Genomic DNA, 25,783 nt, shown 5'->3' with positions numbered 1-25,783 from the left:
AAGATGGTGCCTCTGGTACCCTTTATGCCGATCAAGACGGGAATTGGATAGAGATGTAGTAAAGTTTAAGTTAGTTTTTTAGTTTGGTTGAAAAGGAGCTGTATTCGTACAGCTCCTTTTTTTTATGTATAACTACAAGCTGTTATTAATTTTTCTGCTATGTGCTTTGACAAAGGTTGGATATGGATTTCGATTGGGTTAGTATTTTATGAAATAATTAAAACTCAACTGGCTTTCAAATGTTAATTTTACAGTGATACTTAAATCATTCACAGTAATGTCCAAAATATTGATCATTGAAGATGACGCCGCGTTTTGTCAAATGTTGGAAAAGTTCCTGACAAAAAAGGGCTATGACGTGGTAACCAGTTTTTCTGCTGCCGATGCAAAAGGAAAAATTAGGGAGTCTTCCTTTGATCTGGTTCTGACAGATTTAAGGTTGCCCGACTATGATGGTATTGCATTGCTTGGAGATATCAAGGAGTTGCATCCTAAGGTGCCGGTGATTGTAATGACCGGGTACGCCGAAGTAGGCACAGCTGTAGAAGCGATGAAGAAAGGGGCCTTCGATTATATTTCCAAGCCTTTTACCCCAGAAGAAATTGTCATGGTAATCGCAAACGCTCTTAATTCAAAAAGTAGTACTCCCGCAACCATTGATGCCAAAGAAGAAAATGTAAAAGAAAAAGAAAAGCACCCTTTAATTGATACCACGAATACGGTTACAGGAGTCATCCATGGTATAAGTGAGGCATCTCGAAAGCTAAATGAATATATTCAATTGGTTGCACCTACGGATATGTCCATTCTAATAACCGGGGAAAGCGGTACGGGCAAGGAGGTGACGGCAAAGGCCATACATGACCAAAGCAAAAGAAAGGATTATAATTTTGCAGCGGTCGATTGCGGTGCCATCCCCAAAGAGTTGGCCACCAGTGAATTTTTTGGCCATTTAAAAGGAAGTTTCACGGGCGCGGTGGAGGACAAGGTGGGCCATTTTGAGGCAGCAAATGGAGGTACCCTTTTTTTGGATGAGATCGGGAATTTGTCCTACGGGAATCAAATCCAGCTCCTGAGGGCGCTGCAGGAGCGAAAAATCAAACGGGTGGGTAGTACAAAAGAAATCAAAATAGATGTACGAATCCTTACGGCTACCAATGAGGATTTGCTGGAAGCTGTAGAAAAAGGGACTTTTAGGGAAGACCTCTACCATCGTTTAAATGAATTTACCATAGAAATACCTTCTTTAGAGGAGCGAATGGAAGATTTATTCCTATTCACAGACTTTTTCTTAAAGAAAGCAAACGCTTCACTTGGCAAAAATATACTCGGCTTTTCCCAGGAGGTGCAAAGTGCATTTCGGGCATACCATTGGCCAGGAAATTTAAGGGAACTACAAAATGTCATTAAGCGTTCGGTGCTGTTAACAGGAGGGGATTATGTGGAGCTCAGTGCCTTGCCTAAGGAAATTCTTCAACCAAAAGAAAGACCTGAGGAGATAGAAAATTTCTCGAAAGAGGAGTACGAGAAGGAGCAGATCATAAAAGCCCTGAAACAAACCAATTTTAATAAATCCAAAGCGGCAAAATTACTTCAGGTCACACGAAAAACGCTTTACAACAGGATCAACCATTATAATTTAGATCTTTAGACATATAGGAAGTGATGGCCAAAAGCAGCACTGTTGTCTTGTTCTTCAAGTCTTGGGATGTCCTTTTTAACTCTTGTTTATCCATTTTAGACTCATTGAGCACCTCCAATTTTTCTAAAATGGGCACAATATCATTGGCTTTTAACTGTCGGAACATGGGCAGCATTTTATGGGCTGTGGCATTGATTTCCTTCCTGTCCAATTTTTCAATCGCTTCGTTGAGATGATCCAAATTGGTTCTGACATCCGAAATAAAAGTGGTCAATACCTCATAGAGGGCAGCTTTGTTATCTCCAAGAAAAGAATTGATTACTTCTAGATTGAAAAGACTGGAGGAAGCGTGTTGCGCATTAGGCTGTATACTTTCATTTTCACCTTGAATGGATTGTGGAAACAAGTGGTTGAGCACTTTCAGAAAGGAATTTTTTGCAAATGGCTTTAGAAGGACAGCTGAAAATCCTGCATCCAAATACTCCGTTTCCTCTAGGTCTTTGCGGCCGGTCATGGCAATTATCGGCTGCTGTTTATAATGGGCGTAGCCATCTTTTTTCAATTTTTTCAGAACTTCAAATCCGCTTATTTGCGGCATCTGGATATCAGTCAATACTACATCGTAGTGTAGGGAATTGTTTTTTCCTACGTCATTAAAGTCGGTATATGTGGTAGTGGATATAGCAAGGTTACGGCAAACTTCTTTCAGTAGTTTCAACATGGCCGGATCATCATCAATAATCAAAATATGTAATCCTTTCTTGGGGTTCAAAGGATTTTCTTCAGGTTGTTCTATTGGCGTTTGTGAAATTTGCAATGGCAATTTTATCGTGAATTCACTGCCCTTTTGGCCATCACTTTTTAGCTCCAAAGATCCATTTAATAATGTCGTAAGTTTTTTGGAAATGGTCAATCCCAAACCATAACCACCGTATTTTTTATCGGTATGGTCCTCAGCCTGTGTAAATTCATTAAAAATATGCTCTTGTTTTTCTTTTTTAACGCCAATACCGGAATCTATCACCTTGATCCTGGTTTGGTAGCTGTTATCCATTTCTTGTAATACCATAGCCTCCACTTTTATAAAACCTCGATCCGTGAACTTATAAGCATTGCCAATGAGGTTGGTCAAGATTTGCCGTATCCGAAAGGGATCGCTCAGGACGGGCTTTTCCAAACGCGGGTCTATATCCAGAATAAGTTCAATGGGCTTTTTGGAATTCAGTTCCTTTAGGTTCTCCGCGGTTTCTATGATCAGGTCAGAGAGTATAAAACCTTTTTTGTCAACTAAGATCTTCCCAGCTTCCAATTTGGAAAAATCCAGGAGGTCATTGACCAAGCTGTCCACATAGGCAGAAGCAGATTTTATATTTTTCAGATAGGAGGACTGTTGCATGGTGAGACCTTCGTTTTCCATTAATTCGGAATATCCGGTAATTGTATTCAATGGTGTTCTTAGATCATGGCTCACCGTAGAAATGAGTTGTTCCCTACTTTTTAAAATGGATTCGGAGAATTTCTTTTCCTTTTCCAACTGCTGCCTGAACAATTGAACTTTCCAATAATCTTTACTGATCAAAAAAGTGAACAGGGCTACAATGGCAAAACCCAATAATGCCGCAAACCCTGCAAGTCTGATGCTTTTGGTAAGGGCAGCCTGTTTGATCATGTTCTCGTTGTAGGTTTTGGTCAATAACTCCTGTTCAAAAGCTGTAATAATGCCTCGCAATTGCTGGGAGATTTCCAAGTCATTTCTGCTGAGTTCTTGCTCCTTTTGGGCTACGGTTCTAAGGATTTTGGTGTTGTTCTGTTTAGCCTCGTCCAATAATGATCTAGAGGCTGTTAGGAGAGAGTCCACCCTAGTGCCTTCAGGTATATTTTTTGAATCTTTAGGCACGTTTTCACTTAGATAATCGGCCCATTTTTTTACGGCAATTTTGGCGTCGGGTGGAAGATCTGCGTAATTGGGGTTGAGGCTTTCTGGGGTTATTTTTCCCATAGATTCCTCAATTTTGTTGAATTCCTTTAAGGCATTGTCAATGGAGCTATTGGCGTCATTTTTAATTTTTAATTTCAACAGTTCTTTGCTGTTTCCCACTTTTTTCTGAAGGAGAAACTGAACACTGTTGAGCATATCTTTTTGGTTATCGCTACTGGTCAATCCCTTGATCGAATCTATTACGGTGTAAATGGAATCAATTTTTTGGGTATAAGCCCTAAAGGAGGTCTGGGTCTTTTTTTGTAACGCTATTTTGGAGAGGCCTTCAGCTTCGTATAATTCAGTTAGCAAAGAACCGGTCTTTACTAATTTATTGTCGTTATTATTGGAGGTTTGGTAGAAAACGTAGGTCCTCACTTCTGAGAATATAAAATAAGCGGATACCACTGCCAGAACACCTAGAAATAGGTAACTGAACATGATTTTTAGCGTAAACTTATTTTTGGATTTATTCATTTGCTTTAGTGACCAAATCTATTACAAGAATATACGTATTTAACGCCTTGGTAGGATTTTGTAATAAAGTATTAAAATATGGTTTTTTATTATGATATGTGAATGTCTGCATGTAAATTTGCCCCATCTCAAAGGGGTGCTTGTTTCGGCAGGCTGAGATTATACCCAAGGAACCTGGGCGGGTAATGCTGCCAAGGGATGCGAAAATCGCTATTTGGAATTTCCAACGTTTATTATCGACTCAGAAATGTGATCGATTTGAACAAAAATCAAATTTTAACAAGAATAACAGCCCCTTTTATTCGTAACTAATTATTACGAATGAAAACTTTATTCACAACAGTTGCCGTGTTTGGTGCCGCCCTGTCGGTCTACGGTCAAGAAAAACCCATCGATTCTTTGGAGGGTAAAAAAATCACTTTGGACGAGGTCTTTGTATCTGCTGTTCGCGTGACCAAAGAATCACCAGTCACCTTTTCCAATCTTACCAAGGAGCAGATCAAACCCAGGAATTTGGGACAGGACATTCCTATTCTAATGAACTTTTTGCCATCGGTAGTCACCACATCTGATGCCGGCGCCGGGGTGGGATACACCGGTATTCGCGTTAGGGGAAGTGATGCTACAAGGGTGAACGTTACCATCAACGGAATTCCATATAACGATTCGGAATCCCACGGCACTTTCTGGGTCAACATGCCAGATTTTGCCTCCTCAACGGAAAGCTTACAATTGCAGCGTGGGGTAGGAACCTCCACTAATGGGGCAGGGGCCTTTGGTGCCAGTTTAAATTTACTGACTGATGCCATTAGTGAAGAAGGCTATGCGCAAATCTCCTCTTCAGTAGGTAGTTTTGGTACGCTGAGGAACAACCTGAAATTCAGTACAGGCCTTCTCAATGATCATGTGGAAGTTGCCGGGCGTCTGTCCAGGATTTCTTCAGATGGTTATGTGGATAGGGCTTCATCCAAATTGGAATCTTATTTTTTGCAAGGGGCCTATAAGGATGATAATACCTTGGTAAAAGCCCTCCTGTTTGGAGGCCACGAGATCACCTATCAGTCGTGGTACGGCATAGATAAGGGTACCTTGGAAGCGGACAGGACCTTCAATTTTGCGGGGATCTATACGGATGAAAATGGAATCACCCAATTCTATGATAATGAAGTGGATAATTATAAACAAGACCATGCTCAATTGCTCTGGAACGAACAAGTATCGGAACACTGGAATACCAATATAGGTTTGCACTATACTCGGGGCAGGGGTTATTTTGAACAGTTTAAGGAGGATGAGGATTTCTCCGATTATGGTTTTGAGCCCATAACTGTAAATGGTGAATTGGTAGATACCACAGATCTAATTAGAAGGCGTTGGTTGGACAATGATTTTTACGGAACCACATTTTCGGCCAATTACACCAATGAGAAGATCAATCTGATTCTTGGTGGGGGATGGAACAAATACGAAGGGGATCATTTTGGAGAAATCATTTGGGCCCGTTTCACTGGAGATAGTGAGTATAGGGATCGCTATTATGACGATACTTCTGTTAAAACCGATTTTAACTTCTTTTCAAAAGTCAATTACGCCCTGAATGACAGATGGAGCCTCTATGGAGATCTACAGTATAGAAGGGTTTCCTATACAGCCAATGGGGAAGATACCGGTTTAGTGGATGATAGTTTTAATTTCTTTAACCCTAAGACGGGGATAACCTATGACATGGATCGCAACAATAATTTCTACCTGTCCTACGCAAGGGCTAACCGTGAGCCAAATAGGAACGATTATGAAAGTGGCAGTCCAAGGCCGGAAAAGCTTAATGATTTTGAACTAGGATGGCGCTATGTTTCACAAGAGGTGCAATTGAACACCAATGTGTATTATATGAACTACAAGGATCAATTGGTGTTGACAGGCGAGCTGAACGATGTTGGCGCCCCGCTTCGTGCCAATATTGGGGATAGTTATAGGTTGGGCCTAGAGGTAGATGCCACAATAGCCTTGGGCGATAGGTTTAGAATTAGGCCAAATGTGGCCTTGAGCACCAATAAGAACAGAGATTATGTTTTTGAAAGAGATGGAGTCTTGCAAGATTTAGGAAATACCAATATCTCTTTTTCACCCAATGTAATTTTGGGCAATGTATTTACCTATTTGCCAAAAGAGAATCTACAGTTTAGTGTTTTGACCAAGTATGTGGGGAAACAATATATGGGTAATATAGATTCTGAAAATTCAACCTTAAGTGCTTATTCGCAGACCGATTTTAATGTTCAATATGAAATCAGGACCAAGTCGTTCATCAAAAGCATTGTCTTGTCCGGCTTGGTGAATAATGTGTTTGACTCATTATATGTATCCAACGGTTATTTCTTTACCTATGATGATGATTTTTCTACTCCGGGAACAATTACCACGGTAGAAGGGGCAGGATATTATCCGCAAGCAGGAATCAATTTTTTGGTGGGAGCTACCTTTAATTTTTAGAGACTTCAGAGTATCTATTGGAAGGGGGGCATTTTGCTGTAGTGCATAATGCTCCTTTTTTTATGCGCAAATATTTTTGATTTGGGTTGGTAGGAGGATGAAAATTTTAAACTGGAAAAGTGCTTTATTTCAATGGTTTAGAGTCTTTAATTTTATCTTTATTATACCCATCGCACTTCATTTTTTAAGTTATTTTTGTGCGCATTGACTTAGATAGTATGACTTCAAATAGATTGGAAGCTTTTAGTGATGGGGTGCTTGCCATTATTATCACCATTATGGTTTTGGAATTGGTATCTCCAGATCAAGTTACTTTGGAATCCTTGATCCCTATTGTGCCAACAATTGTGAGTTATTTTTTTAGCTTCATCTACATAGGGATTTATTGGAACAATCACCATCATCTTTTTCAGGTCACCCAAAAAATCAATGGTAAGATATTGTGGAGTAATCTTCATTTGCTGTTTTGGTTGTCTTTGATTCCATTTTCTACCACTTGGATCGGTGAAAACTATATGGAGGCTGTTCCCGTTGCCTTGTATGGTTTTATATTATTGATGAGTGCAATTGCATTTTATATACTACAACGCACTATTATTAAGAGTCATAAGGAGAATTTTGTACTGAGAAAGGCTGTTGGTACAGATTCAAAGGGAAAGTTGTCCATAGCCTTGTACACTTTTGGATTGCTCATTTCCTTCTTAAATACGTGGGCGGCCATTGGCATCTATATTATTGTCGCTATCATATGGTTTATCCCTGATTCCCGTATTGAAAAAAACTTGGATAAGACAAAAAAGGGAGTGCCTCCAGCAAAATAAATTGATAGCGTTCTATTAATTGGATACGGAAACCACATTGCCATTGAACGTGCTGCGATAGAAGAGTAGATCGTAATACCGGCTCCCATCTTCAGGTCTATTCATCAATTGGCCCGTGTATAAGTTATATTCATACCCTTCACACGCACAGGTCACAATCTGGCCCTTAAGGGTCATTGTGGAGCATTCATTTGGTACATGGTTAGGGCAACTTGCTTCCCATGCCATGAATGTGTCAAATCCGGTATTGATGACAAAGATACCCCTTAAGCCGGCAGTCTTGTTTTCTACATAAACCGCACTCCCCGCATTCGTCAAAGGACTGTAAAGGGGTAGGCTTAAGTTTAGATCAAACCTAAAACCAATATCCTGTAAATAAGGATTGCTACTGACCCTATCGGTACTGCAGGAGAGAAATAAACCAACAAAAACTAGGCATAAAATACGTTTCATATCGCTCTATGTATTTCCAATAACATCCGCAAAATTGAACAAAAATTATGTATATTTGTCTTAAATCCTCTATAAAAAAGAGGATTTTCCTATTTGTAAAATGCTGAAATCAATAGAACTAGCAGATTGAATGATTCTGATAAGGGATTAGTAGGAACGGAACATGGTCCATGTTCTAGAATTTTAAAGGAAAGAATTTATGAGTAACATATCGTATTATACAGCTGAGGGCTTAAAAAAACTCAAAGCCGAATTAAACCAACTTAAGGATGTGGAGCGTCCGAAGTCTTCCCAGGCCATTGCCGAAGCTAGGGATAAGGGCGATCTTTCTGAAAATGCCGAATATGATGCGGCCAAAGAGGCGCAAGGGTTGTTGGAACTTAAGATTGCAAAATTGGAGGAAATTGTGTCCAATGCGCGACTCATTGATGAATCCCAGTTGGACACGTCCAAGGTATTGGTGTTGTCTACGGTGAAATTAAAGAACCAGGCAAATGGCATGGAAATGAAATATACGCTGGTTGCGGAAAGTGAGGCCAACCTCAAGGCTGGAAAAATCTCCGTCAGCTCCCCGATCGGAAAGGGACTTTTAGGAAAAAAAGTAGGGGACGTTGCAGAAATTACCATTCCCAATGGGACCATTAAGTTTGAAATAATGGAAATTACGAGATCGTAAAAAAAATTAATAGTTATATTTAGTCCTATCAAATATTTGATGGGACTTTTTTTTTAAATACCAATTGGGAATATGGCAAGTATCTTTACAAAAATCATCAATGGAGAAATACCATGCTATAAAATAGCTGAAGACGAGAATTTCATTGCTTTTCTAGATGTAAATCCGAACGCAAAAGGGCATACCCTGTGCGTCCCCAAAAAAGAAGTAAATAAAATATTGGATCTTGACGAGCCTACCTATTTGGGGCTTATGGGTTTTGCCAGAAAAGTGGGCAAGGCCATTGAGGCTTCCATAGATTGTAAGCGGGTGGGGATGACCGTTATTGGGTTGGAGGTGCCCCACGTACATGTGCACCTTATCCCCTTAAATGAAATGAAAGATGCTACCTTCCAACATAAAGTGTCCTTATCCAAAGAGGAATTTGAAGGGATAGCTGCAAAAATCAGCAGTAATATCAAATAATCTTCTGTAAATAGAGATAGATGCCGCCAGATACCAGGACTATCAAAATCAAGATCAGGGTATAAAATAACATGGTGAATTTTATGGTCGCCCTATCCGGGACCACCATTTTTCTGTAGAAATCAAAAACACGTTCTATATCTTCCGTCCATGAAACCGGGTAGATAGTGGAGTCACATGTTTTACATTTAATTTCATGGGTTACCTCCCCTGACGTTTTGTGATAAAAACTATTGTATTTATGTTTTTGGTAAAAGGTGAGCCGTAACTCTTGGTTAAAACATTCGGGGCAATTATTCGTCAGTTCTGCTTCCTTGATAATTTTCAATTCTTCCTTTGCCATATTATGCATTTACTTTTAACGAAATTTTCATAATGGTCCCCTCTTTGCTCGAGGACAATACTTTAATTTTCCCTTGATGATACTCTTCTACAATTCTTTTTACCAGTGAAAGCCCTAATCCCCATCCTCGTTTTTTGGAAGTTACCCCAGGGTTAAAGATGTTGTTGAAATTGCTCTTTGGAATTCCTTGTCCAGAGTCGGACACCAAAATGGTGACGAAATTTCCACTTGGTATAATCTCGATTGAAATGCTTCCTTTCCCCCTCATGGCATCAATACCATTTTTAACGAGATTCTCTATGGTCCAATGATATAATTCCCTGTTCAGCAGTACTGGCAGGGATTCTATTTTACTATCAAAAGAAAATTGTATCAGCTTGGAGCTTCTCAATTTCAGGTAATCGTAGGCATCCTTTGTTTCCTGTACGATATCGTATTCCTTTAGTTTGGGCAAGGACCCAATTTTAGAAAATCGTTCCGTTATCGTCTGTAATCTCATGATATCCTTATCAATTTCATCGGTAATGGAAGTGCTGATGTTCTCTGCCTTTAGAAGCTCATTCCAACCCAGTAGGGAGGTAAGGGGAGTGCCTATTTGATGCGCAGTCTCTTTGGCCATGCCTGCCCATAGTTTGTTCTGTTCGGAAGCCTTGTTGGTTTTAAAGAAAAAGAAAATAACGGCACCAAACAAAAAGATGATGAGCAACAGGGCAATAGGATAATATTTTAACCTGTTCAAGACCTCGGAGTTCCCATAATAGAGGGTGGCCAATTGTTCCCCTTTGTAGTCAATGGAAATGGGGGTGTTCTCCGCTTGGAACTGGACAATTTTTTTGGTGAGGTACGAAGTATCCTGTGCTTCGTCCTCAGTGATATTGTTCACCTTGATTGATTGGTCCTTATTTACCAAAATCATAGGCGTGGAGGTATTGTTCTGAAATATTTTCACGTGAAGGTTTCCCAAATCACGATCTTCTGAAGATTGTAAGAGTTCCGATTGGGCCGTGGCCCAAATCTCCATTTTCAATCGCTCCTCCTCTTTGAACTTTTTAAAAAAACTATTGGTATTCCATAGAATCAGGCTAACGATAACAAAGGAAGCTATCAGCAGTAAAATGTTAGACGTTTTTTTGGGATTTAGGGTCATCCAAATTATTAATTAGTTCTAAAGATAACGCAATTTGTCAAAAGTTATTCTATTTCCAAACACGATGATTGTTTCATTTGTGCATACAATTTACTTACCTTTGCCCCACTATGAAAAAATTGCTTTCCATTACACCTTCAGAGATTCCTACGGCCAAATTACATGGCTATCTTCTAGGTGCTGTTGGTCCTAGACCCATAGCATTTGCAAGTACTGTTGATGAAAATGGAAGGCCAAATCTGTCTCCCTTCAGTTTTTTCAATGTCTTTAGTGCCAATCCTCCGATCATGATTTTTTCACCGGCCAGGAGGGTCAGGGACAATACAACAAAACATACCTTGGAAAATGTATTAAAGACGAAGGAAGTGGTTATTAACATAGTCAACTACGACATGGTACAGCAAATGTCTTTGTCGAGTACGGAATATGTTGAAGGGGAGAACGAGTTTATTAAAGCGGGTCTGACCATGTTGAAGTCGGATCTGGTGACCCCTTTTCGAGTGGCGGAATCCCCGGTACAGTTTGAGTGCAAGGTCATAAAAGTAGAGGCCTTGGGAAAGGAAGGTGGAGCGGGCAACCTTATTTTTTCTGAGGTGGTAAAGATCCATGTAGATGAATCCATCTTGGACGCTTCCGGCACCATAGACCAACATAAAATTGACCAAGTGGCACGTATGGGTGGCAACTGGTATTCCAGGGCCAATATGGGGCTGTTCGAAGTGCCAAAACCCTTATCTTCCTTGGGAATAGGAATAGATAATATCCCGGAGGAAATAAGGCACAGTTCTATTTTAACCGGTAATGATCTAGGCATGTTGGGCAATGTGGAGCACTTGCCATCGAAAGAAGAGGTGAAAGAATTTATAGCTTCCAATGTGGCGATCAGGTCAATATTAAGTGGGGACAACAAAGAGCAATTACATAAAAAAGCACAAGAATTTTTACATAATAACGAGGTACATTCTGCATGGAAAGTATTGTTAGCAAATAAATAGACAATGGAAATACAAGGAAAGATCAAAATGGTCGATGAGACCAAAACTTTTGGAAACAACGGTTTTAGAAAAAGAGAAATGGTGATTACTACGGAGGAGCAATATCCGCAACATATCATGATTGAATTTGTACAGGATAAATGCGACCTATTGAATAATTACAGTGCAGGTCAGGAAGTTAAGGTTAGCATCAACCTAAGGGGTCGCGAATGGGTGAATCCACAAGGGGAGACAAAATACTTTAACTCTATCCAAGGATGGAGAATAGAAGGTGTGCAGTCCGAACAGGGCGGTGCCGGAATGCCTCCAGTACCACCTATGGATGCTTTTGAGCCAGCTGATAAATTAAACGAGGAAGATCACGACGATCTACCTTTCTAATGAATTAGGTACTGTATCAACCGGTATTAAGATAATACGACCTATCCTTTTTTTTGAAATTGGGTAGGTCGTTTCGTTTTCATTAGTTTTATATAAAATAGGATATTGTGAAAAAGGATAGCGGACATCACCCATTGTTCTTTGTGACAGAGCGCTTGGAGTTTCCTCCCGTGGAACATGCCAATGAGGAAGGCTTGTTGGCGGTAGGGGGGGATTTAACTTCAGAGCGACTCCTATTGGCCTACAAGAATGGAATTTTTCCGTGGTTCAATGAGGATTCCTTGATTCTCTGGTGGAGTCCCGATCCCAGAATGGTGCTCTTTCCCAATAAAATAAAAGTCTCTAAAAGCATGCGCAAAATTTTAGAGGGGAATCAATTTAAATTGACCAAGAACACCCAATTTGAGGCAGTTATTGATCAATGTGCCCAAAGTCCGAGAAAGGACCAAATGGGAACATGGATTACACAATCCATGAAGAAAGCCTATGTGAAGCTACACAAGCTCGGCATTGCAAAATCCTATGAGGTATGGGAAGATGATGAATTGGTAGGTGGACTCTATGGAATAGATCTGGGTCATGTGTTTTGTGGTGAAAGCATGTTCAGTAAGGTAAGTAACGCCTCGAAATTTGCATTTATAAAATTGGCCGAAGAACTAGGAGAAAAGCAGTACAGCTTGATCGATTGTCAGGTGTATACCCCACACCTGGAAAGTCTGGGGGCGGAAGAAATTCCCAGGGAAGATTTTATTAAAATTCTAAATAGTCAAAAGTAACCATGCCAATTGCCTTTTCTTTTTTAATAAAGGATGTGGTCATAATTTGGGGGCAGTGCCTTTTTAAAGTGTAACAAATTGCCTTCTGCATCGAAAAGTATCCTGTATTCTTGGCATTTATCATCTGTTTTTCCTTTGGCCCATACCATATAGGTCATGTCCGGGAGAATCAAATTCTGAAACGCCTTTTTTAATGTGGCAGCCTCTGGTTGATCTTTTGTAACCTTATACTGCTGAAGTATCTTCTTTATACGATATTTCGTAAAATGTTGTTCCAATAGGAAAGTAATGTTCTCCCAACTATCCTGAGGGATGTCGATCTCCTTTACGGTAATGTCCACCTTTTGAAATTGACCATCTTCTGAAAAGTGTATGCCGTAATGTAGTCGATCCTTTTTAAATTTTGAGGTATAATGAATGGTGCTACTGTCTACTTCCTTGTAGTAGCGTAGCGTTTTTACGGGACCTATTTTGCTCTCCATAAAAAGTCGGCCGTTTAGGGGAAATTGCGATTTTTTAACGCGATGTTCCCTTTCCAGCTTAATTTGGGCCATTGCCATACTACTCATAAATAGCACTGATACGAAAAGAACTGCTCTAAACTTCATGGTATCTAAAACAATTTATTTCGTGATCGTTCACCATCCCGGTAGCCTGCATATGCGCATAAATAACTGTACTGCCTACAAACTTAAAGCCGCGTTTTTTTAAATCTTTGCTTATACTATCCGAAAGGGCGGTATTGGCCGGAATGTCCTTGGATGATTTAACCTCATTTTTAATGGGCTTTCCATCTACAAACTGCCATATGTATGAACTGAAGCTGCCAAATTCTTGTTGAATCTTAAGAAATGCCTGGGCATTGGAAACAGTAGCGTTGATCTTTAGCTTATTGCGGACGATACCAGTATTTTCAAGTAAGGAAGCAATCTTTTCCTGGTCATATTGTGCAATTTTATGATAATCGAATCCATCCAAGGCTTCACGGAAATTTTCCCGTTTCCGCAAAATGGTGATCCAACTCAATCCGGCCTGAAAAGTTTCCAAAATCAAAAACTCGAACAGGGCATCATCTTCTTTTAAAGGAACCCCCCACTCCTCATCATGATAGGTCTCGTAGAGGGGGTCGCCCAAGCACCAAGCGCATCTATGTTTGCTCATTTCATCACATCTATATAGGAATAAAGATATATGAATAATTTAGAATGTTTGAATGATAAAGAGATAAATGGGCATCCCCAGGGTGATATTAAATGGGAAGGTAATGGCCAGGGCCATGGGAATATAGAGACTGGGGTTGGCTTTTGGGGCCACCAGTTTCATTGCGGCGGGGACAGCGATATAAGATGCACTTCCTGCAAGCAAGGCGAATAAAAATCTGTTCCCTGTGCTTTCTGTAAATGAGGCGCTGACAATAGCGGCCAAACTTCCATTCAAAAGCGGTATAAAAATGGCAAAAAGCAGCGCAAACCATCCTTTGTTGAGGAAATCTGATAGTTTTTTCCCACTGGTTATACCCATATCCAATAGAAAGACTGCCAAGAACCCTTTGAAGATATCTGTAGTAAATGGTTCAATACCCCTTGCTTGTTCATCATTGGCCAGAAAACCGATCACAAGGCTCCCAATGATTAGGAGTACGCTCCCGTTCGTCAGGGAATGGTGTAAAATGGTGCCTAGTTTGGTTTTTTCCTGATTGCCGTTACGGTATAAGGACATAAGTAAAACCGCAATAATGATGGAAGGTGCTTCCATAAGGGCCATAACCGCCACCATATGTCCCCCAAATTCAATTTGGGCCATTTCCAGATACGAAACCGCGGTAACAAAAGTCACGGCGCTTACAGAGCCGTAGGCAGCTGCTATGGCCCCGGCATTTTCAGAACTGAACTTTCGTTTCAAGATAAAAAAGGTGTATACCGGTACTAGAAGTGCAAGTAAAATTCCAAATAAAAGCGACCATAAGATCTCCATGTCCAAATTACTGTGGGACAGCTCCAATCCTCCCTTAAAACCAATAGAAAAGAGTAGGTATAAGGAAATAAATTTGGAAGAACTAGGAGGTATTTCAAGATCGCTTTTAAGTTGGACTGCCAAAATTCCAAGAAAGAAAAATAATAGGGCAGGGTTGGTTAGGTTGTCAATCAACAAATGTAAATCCATATTAATGCGGGGATGGTTTTAAAAAGTGCTTAAGAGAACGAAAGTGTTGATTTCTCTGTAGGAACGCTCACTTTTAATTCTATTGTACCATTAATTTCGATGGTCTGACCGAGGTCTCTTGCTGTAAGTATCATGTCCTTAATCTGTTCCTTGGATGCCTGGAGTTCTTTAATTCGCCTTTCAGAATGAGAAGTGTCACCACCAAATCGCTCTGTTGTCTCTGATATCTTTAGGTTGTGAAACCTAATTTTGTCATTGATTAAAGTGAATAATACTTCAGCTGTTTCTGAGGGAGTAAACTCTCCTTCTACGATTTTAAAATTTTGTTGAATGGAATTCATAATTTTCTTTTTTATGATTTATAAAATTTCACGGCCTTGTGCTTATTACAAAGGGCGTGCAAAGTTTATAATTATTATTCATAAATTTTTATTTATATTTATTATGATATACATAAAAAATATTTATGAATTATACATTACATCAATTGCAGATTTTCTTCAAGGTCGCTGAAACTAAAAGCATCACCAAGGCTGCTGAAGAGTTGTTTTTGACCCAGCCGGCAGTGTCCATACAATTAAAAAATTTTCAGGAACAGTTTCCAATTCCCCTTACTGAAGTAGTAGGGCGGAAATTATTTATTACTGACTTCGGACAGGAAATTGTAAAGGCCGCGGAGAAAATTTTAAACGAAGTACATGCCATAAATTATAGAACCATGGCTTTTGCTGGGGAATTGACTGGCAGGCTAAAAATTTCGGTAGTTTCCACCGCAAAGTATGTGATACCCTATTTTTTAGCCGAATTTATGGCCCAGAATAAAGGGGTGGATTTGATTATGGATGTGACAAACAAAGCTAGGGTTGTTGAAAGTTTGGAGGCGAATGAGGTAGATTTTGCGATGGTCTCTGTCTTACCCAAACAGATTAAAACCGAAAGCGTCGAATTAATGCAAAACAAATTATTTTTTGTGGGTGGCATGCAGCATGAAAAATTGAACAAACCCATTAAAAAGGAGCAGTTTGAAGAATTGCCTTTAATTTACCGAGAGCAAGGGTCTGCAACCCGTAACGCCATGGAAACTTTTATTAAAGGCAATGCATTTTCTATTCGTAAAAAAATAGAATTGACCTCAAATGAAGCCGTAAAACAGGCCATTATTGCGGGTTTGGGATATTCTCTGATGCCATTGATCGGAATAAAAAATGAGCTGAGAACAGGAGAGCTACAGATAATACCCATTGCCGGTCTCCCTGTGGTAACCACCTGGAACCTCGTATGGTTACCTGCCAAAAAATTGTCTCCAGCGGCCATGGCCTTTTTGGAACATGTGACTGCCACAAAGGAGACAATTATCCAGCAAAAATTTAAGTGGTTTGAAGAATATTAGGATCTTTTTAATTCTCCAACGGCCAAGGCCTTTTCCAAATTGGCCTCCACGGTTGGGAAGAACCTAAAAAATGGGCGTCCATCCTTACGCTCCAAAATCGCTGTGGTAGATCCGTCGCTATCCTTGATAAGTTCCTTCACAACGATCTCCATGCCAACAAGGGAATTGTAGTTGGCAATAGCACCTCTTTTAATAATAATATTCCTTCTTGGGAAATCTATATGTTTATAATTATGGCCAGTGGGATCACTTAGTGTATAAATGGATCCTTTAGAAATTTGGGTATCACTTTCCTGAGCCATTAAGGCGTTAGTACCGCAGAATAAGAATAATGCTAATAGAATTGTCCTCATGATCTTTGTTTTTTTTACAGGGCTAAATTATTTAATTTTTTAAATTGGACAAGTATTACTAATGTTAAATAGTAGTTAATATATCATAGTACGATAGTAATACTATTATATTTGCCTGAAAATATTTAAAAATAGTAAATGGACAGGTTGCTGAGATCCATAAAACTTGAGATTAACGAGAAAATCTATAAAAAAGATCCACAGTCTTCAGAGTTGGGTAAGAAGATAATAGAGCATGGAATTCTTTTGATCCATGAATTGGGTTTTGAGGATTTTACATTTAAAAAATTGGGCATCCAGATAGGCTCCAACGAAAGTTCTATTTATCGTTATTTCGAAAACAAGCACAAACTATTATTGTATCTTACATCTTGGTACTGGGGATGGTTGGAGTATCAATTGGTGTTTTCCACCAACAGCATCCAGGACAAAAACCTGAAACTCAAAAAAGCAATAGAAGTAATTACCAGGGAAATTGAAGAGGATTCCTCCTTTTCGTATATCAATGAGGTTATTTTGAACAAAATCATCATCAATGAGTATTCTAAATCCTATTTGACAAAGGAAGTGGATAAGGAAAACAAAGAGGGATACTTTACTATTTATAAAAGGCTTGCAGATCGATTGAGCGAAATGATAAAATTGGTTAATCCTGAATATTCTTTTCCAACCAGTCTTGCAAGCACAATATTGGAAGGGTCCCTACATCAATATTTTCTAAGAGACCACTTTACCTCCTTGACCGAATGTAAAGAATCAAATTCGGTAACCCTCTATTTTACCGAATTGGTTTTTAACTCCTTAAATATTAAAAATAATGGCTAAAAATGTTGAAACCGCCTGGCAGCGGTTAATGGGGTTGTTGAAGTTGGATAAAAAAGATATTCTGCAGACATTTTATTACGCCATCTTTGCCGGCTTGGTAAACCTTTCCCTGCCGCTGGGTATTCAGGCAATCATCAATTTGATCCAAGGGGCACAAATTAGTTCCGCATGGATAATTTTGGTAATTCTGGTTACTGGAGGTGTTGCATTTGCAGGGATTCTACAGCTGATGCAGATAAGGATCATTGAAAATGTACAACAAAAGATATTCACAAGGGCTTCCTTTGAATTTGTATATCGCTTCCCTAAAATAAAAATGAGCGAATTACGCGATTACTACCCCCCGGAATTGGCCAACCGATTTTTTGACACTTTAACTATTCAAAAAAGTCTTGCCAAAGTACTAATAGATTTTCCGGCGGCAATTTTGCAGATATTATTTGGGTTGATACTTCTTTCTTTCTATCATCCCTTCTTTATCCTTTATGGACTGTTACTGCTTGTGCTTATTTATGTGGTTTTTAAGTTCACCGCCCAAAAAGGAATGGACACCAGCTTGGAGGAATCAAAATACAAGTATAAGGTTGCGCATTGGATACAGGAAATAGCTAGGTCCTTAGTGAGCTTTAAACTATCGGGGCGAACCAGCCACGCCCTTGTAAAAAATGATGAGCTGGTATCAGATTATTTGGAAGCAAGGGAAAATCATTTCAGGATACTAGTGATCCAGTTTATCCAAATGATTGGTTTTAAGGTTTTGGTAACGGGCGGATTATTGCTGATAGGAGGATTGTTGGTGCTGAACCAAGAAATGAATATTGGGCAATTTGTAGCTGCAGAAATCATCATACTATTGGTGATCAATTCAGTGGAAAAATTGATCCGTGGATTGGAAACCATATATGACCTTTTAACCTCCATTGAAAAATTGGGACAGGTTGTTGACAAGGAATTGGAGTCACAGGAAGGAATGACTCCTTTGACTCCTGAAATGAATTTAACTGTTGAGTTGGATAATGTCTCCTATAGTGTGGTTGGGAGCAGCAGAAAAATTATTAATGACCTTTCATTAATGATACTGCCCAACACCTCTACGATAATTGTGGGACCCAATAGTTCTGGAAAGTCTACTTTGCTGCGCCTAATATCGGGGTTATTAACGCCAACTGAAGGGGCTATTTTTGTGAACGACATTTCCTTGGAGAATATCGTACCCAACCATTACAGGTCATTTTTGGGACAATCCCTAACAGAGGAAAGTCCTTTTGAGGGCACAATATTGAACAATATTACCTTTGGGGATAAAAGTATCCAGCAAAAAGACCTGAATTGGGCCATAGAAAAGGCAGGACTGTTAGAATTTGTTAAGGACCAGCCAAAAGGAATCAATACCTTTTTATACCCGGAAGGGCAACAGATCCCCTATACCATATCCAAGAAAATTGTATTGGCAAGGAGTATTGTTAGAAAGCCCAAGCTTTTGATATTAAAAGATCCTCTGGACCAATTGAATGAGTTGGAAGCTATTGAGATCATGGATTTTTTAACTTCTAAAGATAGCCCGTGGGCTTTGGTGGTTGTTAGTCAAGATCCAAATTGGTTGAGCCGTTGCGAGAGAAAGATTGTTATAGAAGAAGGTCAAATTATAAGTGTAAACTAGGAACTATGCTGAACATTTCTAAGAACGAACTCAATAAGAAAGTAGACCTAACAGTATATAAATCTGGCCAACGTGTTTTTCATAAAAGGCACTATAAGCACTTTAATAGGTTCCTACTTGTTTCGGCTATTTTTGCCTTCATTGTTTTATTTCTGCCATGGACCCAAAACATTAGGGCATTGGGATATCTCACAACCTTGAAACCTGGCCAGAGACCACAGACCGTGCAATCCCCTATTCCTGGAAGGATTGAAAAATGGTATGTACAGGAAGGCGATTTTGTAAATAAGGGCGATACCATTCTATTTATTTCAGAGATCAAGAACGAGTATTTTGACCCCAACTTGGTGCAAAGAACCGGGCAACAGATCAAGGCCAAATCCATGGCTGTTTCTTCCTACGGCGAAAAGGTCAAGGCCCTGAACAATCAGATCGGCGCCGTTTTGCAGGAAAGAACACTAAAATTAAAGCAGGCAGAAAATAAATTGATCCAGTCTAGGCTTAAGGTAAAGAGTGATAGTATCGACTTAGAGGCCGCGAAAACCAATATCAGTATTGCCCAAAGGCAGTATGAAAGGATTGTGCAATTGGAAAAGGAAGGTTTGAAAGCGGTAACGGATGTGGAAGAAAAGCGCTTAAAACTGCAAGAGACACAGGCCAAGTTGATTTCCCAGGAAAACAAGCTTTTGGCTACCATAAATGAGGTACTCAACTCCGAGATGGAAATTAATCGGATTGGTGCCGAGTATACCGATAAGCTTTCAAAAGCCCAAAGCGATATGTACACCGCCCAATCCAATCAGTTCGACTCCGAAGCACAGGTTTCCAAATTGGAGAGCGACTATACCAACTATGAGATGCGGAACGATATGTATTATATTCGTGCCCCACAATCGGGATATATAAATAAGGCCATCCAGGGTGGAATTGGGGAGACTTTCAAGGAAGGAGATCGCTTGGTAGGGATAATGCCTTCGGAATATGAGTTGGCCGTTGAAACGTTTGTGGAGCCCATAGATCTTCCACTGGTACATTTGGGGGAGAAATTTAGAATTCAATTTGATGGATGGCCCGCAATTGTATTCAGCGGATGGCCAAATTTGTCTTATGGTACTTACGGAGGTCAAGTGGTGGCCGTTGAAACCTTCATAAGTGATAATGGCAAATACAGGGTGCTACTGGCTCCGGATCCTTCTGATCATCCTTGGCCTAAAGATATTCGGGTTGGTTCAGGAGCAAATACGCTAGCCTTGTTGGAAGATGTTCCGATTTGGTTTGAACTATGGCGCCAACTAAATGGCTTCCCTCCTAACTATTATCAGCCGAATACTGAAGCCTCCAATAGCAAGAAGTAATGAAGAAAAGTATCCTATATTTCGTCTTTTTTGCCTTTTTCTTATCAAGTGCCCAGGAACCGGATACCCTTGTGTTAAAATTTAGGGAGTATCTAGGCTATGTAAAACAATACCATCCCATAGCCAAACAGGCCGAGTTGGCCTTGGCGACCGGCCAAGCAAACCTTATGCGCGCAAGAGGTGGTTTTGATCCCAAAATTGAGGTCGATTTTGATCAGAAGGATTTTAAAGGGACCACCTATTATGATAAGCTCAATGCCGTGTTTAAAATTCCCACCTGGTATGGTCTGGAACTCAAGGGGAAATTTGAACAGAATGAGGGGATCTTTTTAAATCCTGAAAATAATGTGCCAGAGGACGGACTTTACAGCGCTGGTATATCCTTCTCCTTGGGACAGGGATTTTGGATCAATGAAAGTATGGCTACATTAAAGCAGGCGAAGCTTTTTCGCGAGCAGAGTAAGGCGGACCGTGATCTTCTTATCAATCAAATCCTTTTTAAGGCCTCGCTGGCTTATTTTGATTGGTTGGAGGCGTATAATGAAATGGAGATATTCAATAACTTTTATGACAATGCCCAAGTCAGGTTTGAAGGTGTCCGAAAAAGTGCGCTTGCAGGGGAAATTGCCGCTATTGATACGGTAGAGGCAAAAATTGTGGTCCAGGATAGGGCCCTTGGGATGGAGCAGGCCAAAGTAAGGTTGATGAACAAGTCCTTGGAGCTGTCTAATTTTCTTTGGCTGAACAATAATATTCCTGTGGAATTACAAAGTAACGTGGTGCCCGATTCAAATTTGGATGCGGATATAGATACAACCTTGGAAATTATGGGAATGCCCTTGGATAGTTTCTCCATCGATAAACACCCGAAACTAAAATCCCTTTCTTACAAAATTGAAGGTCTTGAGGTGGATAAAAGGTTCAAAGCCAACAAGCTGTTGCCAACAATAGATTTGGAATTTAACTTCTTGACGGAGACCCCCGAATTCATAAATTCCTTGGAAACCCAAAATTATAAGGGTGGAATTAATTTTCAGTTACCCCTGTTTCTTAGAAAAGAGAGGGGCGATCTGAAATTGGCAAAATACAAATTACAAGACGCCCAGTACGAATTGGATAATACCCAACTTGAATTGAAAAACAAAATTGTTGCCATTTACAGAGAGTTAGAATCTTTTGAGGTACAGAATAAACTAATAGCTGATATTGTTGAAAATTACCAAGCTATGCTTAGAGCTGAAGAGCGCAAATTCAGCTTTGGCGAAAGCTCCATTTTTTTAATCAACTCCAGGGAAAGCAAACTCATAGATTCAGAGCTGAAGCGAAACCAGGTCCAAAATAAATTTTTTACAACAAAAGCAAAATTGTTCAACAGTTTGGCTGTAAATCCGGAAAACTTGTAAACGGTAGGGCGAGTTGACTTTAAAAGTTTAAAGAAAAGACTAATTTCATCGTATAATCAAAAAGCTGGACCATATGGACGGAAGAATTAATAAAGGTTATAGGGTGTTAAGCCATGCAGGGTCTTATTTAAAACGTTCCCGTAAACTGCGTATAAGCTTCAATTCCTTTTTTAAGGATACCTTTTTTATAGTAATGGGAATATTTTCTGCCGCATTTGGTCTGGAGAGTTTTCTATTGCCAAATAGATTTATAGATGGTGGGGCCACGGGAATTTCTTTGTTGGCTACGGAAATAACCGCATTGCCACTATATCTTTTGATCATAGTGGTGAACATACCATTTCTAATACTTGGGTACAAGGTTATTGGAAAGACATTCGCCATAAAAGCATCTTTAGCCATATTAGGTCTTGCCTTGGTATTGGCCACCATGCACTTTCCAGAAATTACCCAGGATAAATTGTTGGTAGCCGTTTTTGGGGGTTTCTTTTTAGGTGCAGGAATAGGACTTTCCATAAGAGGAGGTGGTGTTTTGGATGGAACGGAGGTTTTGGCCATCTTTTTAAGTAGAAAGATGGGGACCACAATTGGGGATATCATTATACTTATTAACGTAGTCATATTTCTAGCTGCTGCTTACTTGCTTTCTATTGAAACTGCCCTTTATTCCATGCTGACCTATTTGTCGGCTTCGAAAACCTTAGATTTTATAGTGGATGGTATTGAAGAATATACAGGTGTTACCATTATTTCGCTGAAAAGTGAAGCTATGAGAATCATGATAACAGAAAAATTGGGAAGGGGGTTAACTATATACCGCGCCAAGGGTGGATATGGGAAACATGGAATTCATAATGATTATGATGTGATTTATACCGTAATTACCCGATTGGAAATACGAAAGTTGAATATTGAGATTTCCAAGATAGATCCCGATGCCTTTGTGGTGATGAACAGTATCAACGATACCCGCGGAGGTATGATAAAGAAGAGGCATTTATAAGTGTTTACGGCAACCCGTTTTATGGGATTGTTGGCATCATCTAAATAAAAGAGACGTTTATTTTTGTCTTAAACTGAGGAACATTGGCATATAATACCAAAGAAAAAGCAATAAAAAAACTGATAATCAAGGGTGTCTCCAATGCCTTGTCCTATAGTGACTATAGATTATTGATGGACCAATTGGTTCTAAGGTCTGGAACAACCGGACTGGAACAGACCCAAATGTATATGGATTATACAAAGCTGAACCAGCAACGAATGAAGCGTTTAGACAAAACGATAAAGTTGCCTGAGGATGTAAAGGTCAAGATGGTTAAAATCTCCAATAAAATGACATGGTTGGTCCTTTCTGAAAGTTGGTGTGGGGATGCTGCTCAAACCCTGCCCGTCATCAACAAACTTGCAGAGATAAATCCAAATATTAGCCTTAAAATAATTCAAAGGGATGAGCATTTAGAGCTCATGCAATATTTTCTTACCAAGGGGTCCAGATCAATTCCCAAATTGCTGGCGATTGATGCTACTACTAACCGTATCCTATGGACATGGGGACCAAGACCTAGTGAGGCCGCACAATTGGCCGATGACTATAAAAAAGAGCACGGAGAGCTTACACCACAGTTTAAGGAAGAGCTACAAGTTTGGTACAACAGGGATAAAGGGAAAAATACTGTGTCCGATCTGATGCATTTACTTTCCTTGGAATAAGTAGGTAATTGTTCCCTTTTGGTTTTCAACGTCACTGGAATTAAATCTTGCCAGGAGGGCATAGGTAATGGCATTTTCTACTAGACATCCGTTCAAAGTATTGGAACTTTTTTTATTTACCTCTGCTTCTACAACATAGCCACTGGGATCAACAAGAATATTGATGACAATTTTTCCTCCCTCAATACAGGTATAAACTGGAATGGGTAGATCATAATGATAACGGTCCACCAAGGAATAGGAGACGGTAGTACTTCTTTTGGAATAGCTGGTGCTTTTTGTTTTCTTGGCCTCTAATTCCCCGAGTTTTTGCTTGGCCGCTTCTCGTTGTTTGGCTAGTTTTTGAAGGTTGGCGCCATAACCGTTTGTAGAATTCAGAAAATCGGTTTCTTCGTCGCTAGTGGAAGATGTTTCTTGGTCTTCCCTGAGTTCCTCCAGGGTTTTTAATGGTTCTGGCTTTCCAAAGCTTGGTTTTGACGCTTCGTTTACGGCGAGATTACTTTTGCTCTGACTAGGTTGATCCACCACCTTATCAACTTTATTTTCTTCTTCCAGCAATTTTTCCAACTCTTCGTCATCAAGCAGAGTAAGCTCAATAATATACTCCTCCTGCTCCTTGGCACCTAAATGAATGTTGTAAAGGGCCAACACTATTAGGGACATGGAAAAGAACGTTATCAAAAAGGAAAGTTGACTTCTATTCAATTTCATACATCTAAAACCTCTTGTGGTTTTCTAGATTTTATATAATTGACGGACAGTGGGACTAAACCCTTTTGTCGTTAAGTATTCAATCGATCAGGAAGCAGTGCATCCTGAAAATCAAGAGGTGTTACTGCATTATCTACGTTGAAATCACCTATTTTGGTTCTTCTTAACGAAGAAAGATGTGCGCCAGAATCCAATGCTTTGCCAAAATCATTGGCCAAAGACCTAATATAGGTGCCCTTACTACAGACGACTCGGAATGTAATGTTGGGCATTTCAATATTGGATATTTCAAATTTGAGAATTTCAACGCTCCTCGATTGTATTTCAACTTCTTTTCCTTCCCTGGCATACTCGTACAACCTTTTTCCGTCTTTTTTTAGGGCGGAAAATACAGGCGGGAATTGTTGAATTTCGCCAATAAACTGTTCTGTGGCCTGATGAATCAGTTCTTCTGTGATGTGCCCTGTGGGATAGGTATTGTCAACTTCGGTCTCAAGATCATAAGAAGGGGTCGTGGCCCCCAAGGTAATGGTGCCCGTATACTCTTTTACCTGACCCTGTAACTCGATTATTCTTTTGGTAAATTTTCCAGTACAGACCAAGAGTAGTCCAGTGGCAAGAGGGTCTAATGTCCCCGCATGGCCTATTTTTATTTTCTTGAGTTCAAATTTTCGTCGGATAGCCCATTTTAAGGCATTTACTGCTTGAAAAGAGGTCCAGGTGAGCGGTTTGTCTATCAGCAATATCTGACCTTGCAAGTAGTCTTCTTTCGTCATTATATCACGGTTAGAGGTCTAATGAAAAAATGTATGATTAGAATGGCCAAACCTACAATGATACGGTAGTACCCAAACATTTTGAAACCGTGCTTGCTCAAATATCCGATAAAGGTTTTAATGGCAAATAGTGCCACTAAAAAACCGACCACATTCCCGATGATCAAATAATTGACCTGATCACTGGTAAGGGTAAAGCCTGCATCGTAATAGTCATAACTTTTCTTTAAAGTGGCACCCAACATGGTAGGCAGGGCCAAGAAAAAAGAAAATTCAGCTGCAGCTGTTCTGGAAAGCTTCTGTGTCATACCTCCTACAATACTGGCTCCACTTCTGGAGACACCGGGAATCATTGCCAAACACTGGAAAAGCCCAATTCTGAAAGCGGTACGATAGGAGATCTCCGTATTTTCGGCATCCCCAAACCAATCATCAACCTTTAATAGGACGATCCCCCCAAGAACCAAGGACACGGCCACGGTCAACGGATTTTCCAGTAAGGAATCTATGACATCACTTAATAACAATCCAAAAACTACGGCTGGAATAAAGGCGACCAATAGTTTATAGTAGAAATCCAAACTTTGGAAAAATCTCTTAAAGTATAGTACCACCACGGAAAGGATGGTCCCCAATTGGATGACAATGGTGAACAATTTGGTAAAATCATCCTGCGCAATTCCAAAAAAGGAAGATGCGATGATCATGTGCCCTGTTGATGACACAGGTAAATATTCGGTAATGCCTTCAATGATGGCAAGAATAATAGCTTGTAGTAAGTCCAATA

General features: G+C 39.8%; 27 protein-coding genes. 15 read left to right on the top strand and 12 right to left on the bottom strand.

The features are described 5' to 3' along the window. Positions 1-277 precede the first annotated feature (277 nt). Positions 278-1,651, top strand: a complete 1,374-nt coding sequence (locus ABXZ32_RS10870; RefSeq protein WP_354618701.1) for a sigma-54-dependent transcriptional regulator — start codon at positions 278-280, stop codon at positions 1,649-1,651. On the opposite strand, the gene ABXZ32_RS10865 is transcribed toward ABXZ32_RS10870, so the two are convergent. Next, positions 1,626-4,097, bottom strand: a complete 2,472-nt coding sequence (locus ABXZ32_RS10865; RefSeq protein WP_354618700.1) for a hybrid sensor histidine kinase/response regulator — start codon at positions 4,095-4,097, stop codon at positions 1,626-1,628. The two genes, ABXZ32_RS10870 and ABXZ32_RS10865, sit on opposite strands and share 26 nt — an antisense overlap. Before the next feature lie 321 nt (positions 4,098-4,418). Here ABXZ32_RS10865 and ABXZ32_RS10860 point away from each other — a divergent pair, with 321 nt between their 5' ends. Continuing rightward, on the top strand, positions 4,419-6,590 hold the full coding sequence (locus ABXZ32_RS10860; protein ID WP_354618699.1) for a TonB-dependent receptor: 2,172 nt from the start codon (positions 4,419-4,421) through the stop codon (positions 6,588-6,590). A 218-nt stretch (positions 6,591-6,808) separates the two neighbouring features. Further along, on the top strand, positions 6,809-7,411 hold the full coding sequence (locus tag ABXZ32_RS10855) for a TMEM175 family protein (RefSeq protein ID WP_354618698.1): 603 nt from the start codon (positions 6,809-6,811) through the stop codon (positions 7,409-7,411). 15 nt (positions 7,412-7,426) lie between these two features. Here ABXZ32_RS10855 and ABXZ32_RS10850 read toward each other — a convergent pair whose 3' ends face one another. Next, positions 7,427-7,864: a Rieske (2Fe-2S) protein gene (locus tag ABXZ32_RS10850; RefSeq protein WP_354618697.1), complete on the bottom strand. Its 438-nt coding sequence runs from the start codon at positions 7,862-7,864 to the stop codon at positions 7,427-7,429. Between the two features lie 199 nt (positions 7,865-8,063). Here ABXZ32_RS10850 and greA point away from each other — a divergent pair, with 199 nt between their 5' ends. Both greA and ABXZ32_RS10840 read left to right on the top strand, forming a co-directional pair. After that, complete coding sequence (greA, locus tag ABXZ32_RS10845; RefSeq protein WP_354618696.1) at positions 8,064-8,540, top strand: transcription elongation factor GreA; 477 nt, start codon at positions 8,064-8,066, stop codon at positions 8,538-8,540. A 72-nt stretch (positions 8,541-8,612) separates the two neighbouring features. Further along, on the top strand, positions 8,613-9,005 hold the full coding sequence (locus ABXZ32_RS10840) for an HIT family protein (protein WP_354618695.1): 393 nt from the start codon (positions 8,613-8,615) through the stop codon (positions 9,003-9,005). Here the strand turns inward: ABXZ32_RS10840 and ABXZ32_RS10835 are convergent. Next, positions 8,998-9,348, bottom strand: coding sequence for a hypothetical protein (locus ABXZ32_RS10835; protein ID WP_354618694.1), 351 nt, complete (start codon positions 9,346-9,348; stop codon positions 8,998-9,000). The genes ABXZ32_RS10840 and ABXZ32_RS10835 overlap by 8 nt on opposite strands. Before the next feature lies 1 nt (position 9,349). Beyond that, positions 9,350-10,495 carry a sensor histidine kinase gene (locus tag ABXZ32_RS10830; protein ID WP_354618693.1) on the bottom strand — a complete coding sequence of 382 codons (1,146 nt, stop codon included), beginning with the start codon at positions 10,493-10,495 and terminating at the stop codon, positions 9,350-9,352. A gap of 119 nt (positions 10,496-10,614) precedes the next feature. On the opposite strand from ABXZ32_RS10830, the gene ABXZ32_RS10825 reads away from it, so the two are divergent. The 3 genes from ABXZ32_RS10825 to aat all read left to right on the top strand — a co-directional run bounded on the left by ABXZ32_RS10825 (position 10,615) and on the right by aat (position 12,647). Continuing rightward, the gene (locus ABXZ32_RS10825; RefSeq protein WP_354618702.1) at positions 10,615-11,490 is read left to right on the top strand and encodes a flavin reductase family protein; all 876 of its coding nucleotides are present in this window, start codon (positions 10,615-10,617) and stop codon (positions 11,488-11,490) included. A gap of 3 nt (positions 11,491-11,493) precedes the next feature. Then, positions 11,494-11,871: a DUF3127 domain-containing protein gene (locus ABXZ32_RS10820; protein WP_062057520.1), complete on the top strand. Its 378-nt coding sequence runs from the start codon at positions 11,494-11,496 to the stop codon at positions 11,869-11,871. A gap of 107 nt (positions 11,872-11,978) precedes the next feature. Then, entirely contained in the window at positions 11,979-12,647 is a 669-nt protein-coding gene (gene aat / locus ABXZ32_RS10815) for a leucyl/phenylalanyl-tRNA--protein transferase (RefSeq protein WP_354618692.1), read from the top strand. Between the two features lie 23 nt (positions 12,648-12,670). On the opposite strand, the gene ABXZ32_RS10810 is transcribed toward aat, so the two are convergent. From ABXZ32_RS10810 to ABXZ32_RS10795, 4 genes are read right to left on the bottom strand one after another with little or no spacing between them, the layout of a single operon-like run. Further along, positions 12,671-13,255: a hypothetical protein gene (locus tag ABXZ32_RS10810; protein ID WP_354618691.1), complete on the bottom strand. Its 585-nt coding sequence runs from the start codon at positions 13,253-13,255 to the stop codon at positions 12,671-12,673. Then, a complete protein-coding gene (locus ABXZ32_RS10805) occupies positions 13,245-13,808 on the bottom strand; it encodes a DNA-3-methyladenine glycosylase I (RefSeq protein WP_354618690.1) in 564 nt (187 codons plus the stop codon). The genes ABXZ32_RS10810 and ABXZ32_RS10805 overlap by 11 nt, the downstream gene beginning before the upstream one ends. A 39-nt stretch (positions 13,809-13,847) precedes the next feature. Continuing rightward, complete coding sequence (locus ABXZ32_RS10800) at positions 13,848-14,810, bottom strand: sodium-dependent bicarbonate transport family permease (RefSeq protein ID WP_354618689.1); 963 nt, start codon at positions 14,808-14,810, stop codon at positions 13,848-13,850. A gap of 29 nt (positions 14,811-14,839) precedes the next feature. Continuing rightward, on the bottom strand, positions 14,840-15,151 hold the full coding sequence (locus ABXZ32_RS10795) for a hypothetical protein (RefSeq protein WP_354618688.1): 312 nt from the start codon (positions 15,149-15,151) through the stop codon (positions 14,840-14,842). Positions 15,152-15,276: 125 nt separating this feature from the next. Here ABXZ32_RS10795 and ABXZ32_RS10790 point away from each other — a divergent pair, with 125 nt between their 5' ends. Then, entirely contained in the window at positions 15,277-16,200 is a 924-nt protein-coding gene (locus ABXZ32_RS10790) for a LysR substrate-binding domain-containing protein (protein ID WP_354618687.1), read from the top strand. On the opposite strand, the gene ABXZ32_RS10785 is transcribed toward ABXZ32_RS10790, so the two are convergent. Then, positions 16,197-16,553 (bottom strand): hypothetical protein, encoded by a 357-nt coding sequence (locus tag ABXZ32_RS10785; protein WP_354618686.1) that lies wholly within the window; start codon positions 16,551-16,553, stop codon positions 16,197-16,199. The genes ABXZ32_RS10790 and ABXZ32_RS10785 overlap by 4 nt on opposite strands. Positions 16,554-16,691: 138 nt before the next feature. Between ABXZ32_RS10785 and ABXZ32_RS10780 the strand changes: the two genes are divergently transcribed. The 6 genes from ABXZ32_RS10780 to ABXZ32_RS10755 all read left to right on the top strand — a co-directional run bounded on the left by ABXZ32_RS10780 (position 16,692) and on the right by ABXZ32_RS10755 (position 23,509). Further along, positions 16,692-17,378 carry a TetR/AcrR family transcriptional regulator gene (locus tag ABXZ32_RS10780; protein WP_354618685.1) on the top strand — a complete coding sequence of 229 codons (687 nt, stop codon included), beginning with the start codon at positions 16,692-16,694 and terminating at the stop codon, positions 17,376-17,378. Continuing rightward, the gene (locus ABXZ32_RS10775; RefSeq protein WP_354618684.1) at positions 17,371-19,038 is read left to right on the top strand and encodes a peptidase domain-containing ABC transporter; all 1,668 of its coding nucleotides are present in this window, start codon (positions 17,371-17,373) and stop codon (positions 19,036-19,038) included. Before ABXZ32_RS10780 ends, ABXZ32_RS10775 begins: the two co-directional genes overlap by 8 nt. 5 nt (positions 19,039-19,043) lie before the next feature. Next, the gene (locus tag ABXZ32_RS10770; protein WP_354618683.1) at positions 19,044-20,393 is read left to right on the top strand and encodes an HlyD family secretion protein; all 1,350 of its coding nucleotides are present in this window, start codon (positions 19,044-19,046) and stop codon (positions 20,391-20,393) included. After that, positions 20,393-21,796, top strand: coding sequence for a TolC family protein (locus tag ABXZ32_RS10765; RefSeq protein ID WP_354618682.1), 1,404 nt, complete (start codon positions 20,393-20,395; stop codon positions 21,794-21,796). The genes ABXZ32_RS10770 and ABXZ32_RS10765 overlap by 1 nt, the downstream gene beginning before the upstream one ends. A 73-nt stretch (positions 21,797-21,869) precedes the next feature. After that, entirely contained in the window at positions 21,870-22,799 is a 930-nt protein-coding gene (locus tag ABXZ32_RS10760; protein WP_354618681.1) for a YitT family protein, read from the top strand. 83 nt (positions 22,800-22,882) lie between these two features. After that, positions 22,883-23,509, top strand: coding sequence for a thioredoxin family protein (locus ABXZ32_RS10755; protein ID WP_354618680.1), 627 nt, complete (start codon positions 22,883-22,885; stop codon positions 23,507-23,509). Here the strand turns inward: ABXZ32_RS10755 and ABXZ32_RS10750 are convergent. The 3 genes from ABXZ32_RS10750 to ABXZ32_RS10740 form a co-directional block, all read right to left on the bottom strand. Next, on the bottom strand, positions 23,492-24,220 hold the full coding sequence (locus ABXZ32_RS10750; RefSeq protein ID WP_354618679.1) for a hypothetical protein: 729 nt from the start codon (positions 24,218-24,220) through the stop codon (positions 23,492-23,494). The two genes, ABXZ32_RS10755 and ABXZ32_RS10750, sit on opposite strands and share 18 nt — an antisense overlap. A gap of 71 nt (positions 24,221-24,291) precedes the next feature. Further along, complete coding sequence (gene truB / locus ABXZ32_RS10745; protein ID WP_354618678.1) at positions 24,292-24,996, bottom strand: tRNA pseudouridine(55) synthase TruB; 705 nt, start codon at positions 24,994-24,996, stop codon at positions 24,292-24,294. After that, positions 24,996-25,781 (bottom strand): undecaprenyl-diphosphate phosphatase, encoded by a 786-nt coding sequence (locus ABXZ32_RS10740; protein WP_354618677.1) that lies wholly within the window; start codon positions 25,779-25,781, stop codon positions 24,996-24,998. Before ABXZ32_RS10740 ends, truB begins: the two co-directional genes overlap by 1 nt. Between the last annotated feature and the right edge of the window lie 2 nt (positions 25,782-25,783).

Source organism: Sediminicola luteus, assembly GCF_040566555.1.
Lineage (GTDB): Bacteria > Bacteroidota > Bacteroidia > Flavobacteriales > Flavobacteriaceae > Sediminicola.
Note: the sequence above shows the minus strand (reverse complement) of the source record. Positions and strands in the feature narration are given on the sequence as shown.

Excerpts from the sequence above, each read along its gene's own strand:
- ABXZ32_RS10870 (WP_354618701.1), top strand. The coding sequence starts at position 278 with ATGTCCAAAATATTGATCATTGAAGATGACGCCGCGTTTTGTCAAATG.
- ABXZ32_RS10865 (WP_354618700.1), bottom strand. The coding sequence starts at position 4,097 with ATGAATAAATCCAAAAATAAGTTTACGCTAAAAATCATGTTCAGTTAC.
- ABXZ32_RS10860 (WP_354618699.1), top strand. The coding sequence starts at position 4,419 with ATGAAAACTTTATTCACAACAGTTGCCGTGTTTGGTGCCGCCCTGTCG.
- ABXZ32_RS10855 (WP_354618698.1), top strand. The coding sequence starts at position 6,809 with ATGACTTCAAATAGATTGGAAGCTTTTAGTGATGGGGTGCTTGCCATT.
- ABXZ32_RS10850 (WP_354618697.1), bottom strand. The coding sequence starts at position 7,864 with ATGAAACGTATTTTATGCCTAGTTTTTGTTGGTTTATTTCTCTCCTGC.
- greA (WP_354618696.1), top strand. The coding sequence starts at position 8,064 with ATGAGTAACATATCGTATTATACAGCTGAGGGCTTAAAAAAACTCAAA.
- ABXZ32_RS10840 (WP_354618695.1), top strand. The coding sequence starts at position 8,613 with ATGGCAAGTATCTTTACAAAAATCATCAATGGAGAAATACCATGCTAT.
- ABXZ32_RS10835 (WP_354618694.1), bottom strand. The coding sequence starts at position 9,348 with ATGGCAAAGGAAGAATTGAAAATTATCAAGGAAGCAGAACTGACGAAT.
- ABXZ32_RS10830 (WP_354618693.1), bottom strand. The coding sequence starts at position 10,495 with ATGACCCTAAATCCCAAAAAAACGTCTAACATTTTACTGCTGATAGCT.
- ABXZ32_RS10820 (WP_062057520.1), top strand. The coding sequence starts at position 11,494 with ATGGAAATACAAGGAAAGATCAAAATGGTCGATGAGACCAAAACTTTT.
- ABXZ32_RS10810 (WP_354618691.1), bottom strand. The coding sequence starts at position 13,255 with ATGAAGTTTAGAGCAGTTCTTTTCGTATCAGTGCTATTTATGAGTAGT.
- ABXZ32_RS10805 (WP_354618690.1), bottom strand. The coding sequence starts at position 13,808 with ATGAGCAAACATAGATGCGCTTGGTGCTTGGGCGACCCCCTCTACGAG.
- ABXZ32_RS10800 (WP_354618689.1), bottom strand. The coding sequence starts at position 14,810 with ATGGATTTACATTTGTTGATTGACAACCTAACCAACCCTGCCCTATTA.
- ABXZ32_RS10795 (WP_354618688.1), bottom strand. The coding sequence starts at position 15,151 with ATGAATTCCATTCAACAAAATTTTAAAATCGTAGAAGGAGAGTTTACT.
- ABXZ32_RS10790 (WP_354618687.1), top strand. The coding sequence starts at position 15,277 with ATGAATTATACATTACATCAATTGCAGATTTTCTTCAAGGTCGCTGAA.
- ABXZ32_RS10785 (WP_354618686.1), bottom strand. The coding sequence starts at position 16,553 with ATGAGGACAATTCTATTAGCATTATTCTTATTCTGCGGTACTAACGCC.
- ABXZ32_RS10780 (WP_354618685.1), top strand. The coding sequence starts at position 16,692 with ATGGACAGGTTGCTGAGATCCATAAAACTTGAGATTAACGAGAAAATC.
- ABXZ32_RS10775 (WP_354618684.1), top strand. The coding sequence starts at position 17,371 with ATGGCTAAAAATGTTGAAACCGCCTGGCAGCGGTTAATGGGGTTGTTG.
- ABXZ32_RS10770 (WP_354618683.1), top strand. The coding sequence starts at position 19,044 with ATGCTGAACATTTCTAAGAACGAACTCAATAAGAAAGTAGACCTAACA.
- ABXZ32_RS10765 (WP_354618682.1), top strand. The coding sequence starts at position 20,393 with ATGAAGAAAAGTATCCTATATTTCGTCTTTTTTGCCTTTTTCTTATCA.
- ABXZ32_RS10760 (WP_354618681.1), top strand. The coding sequence starts at position 21,870 with ATGGACGGAAGAATTAATAAAGGTTATAGGGTGTTAAGCCATGCAGGG.
- ABXZ32_RS10750 (WP_354618679.1), bottom strand. The coding sequence starts at position 24,220 with ATGAAATTGAATAGAAGTCAACTTTCCTTTTTGATAACGTTCTTTTCC.
- truB (WP_354618678.1), bottom strand. The coding sequence starts at position 24,996 with ATGACGAAAGAAGACTACTTGCAAGGTCAGATATTGCTGATAGACAAA.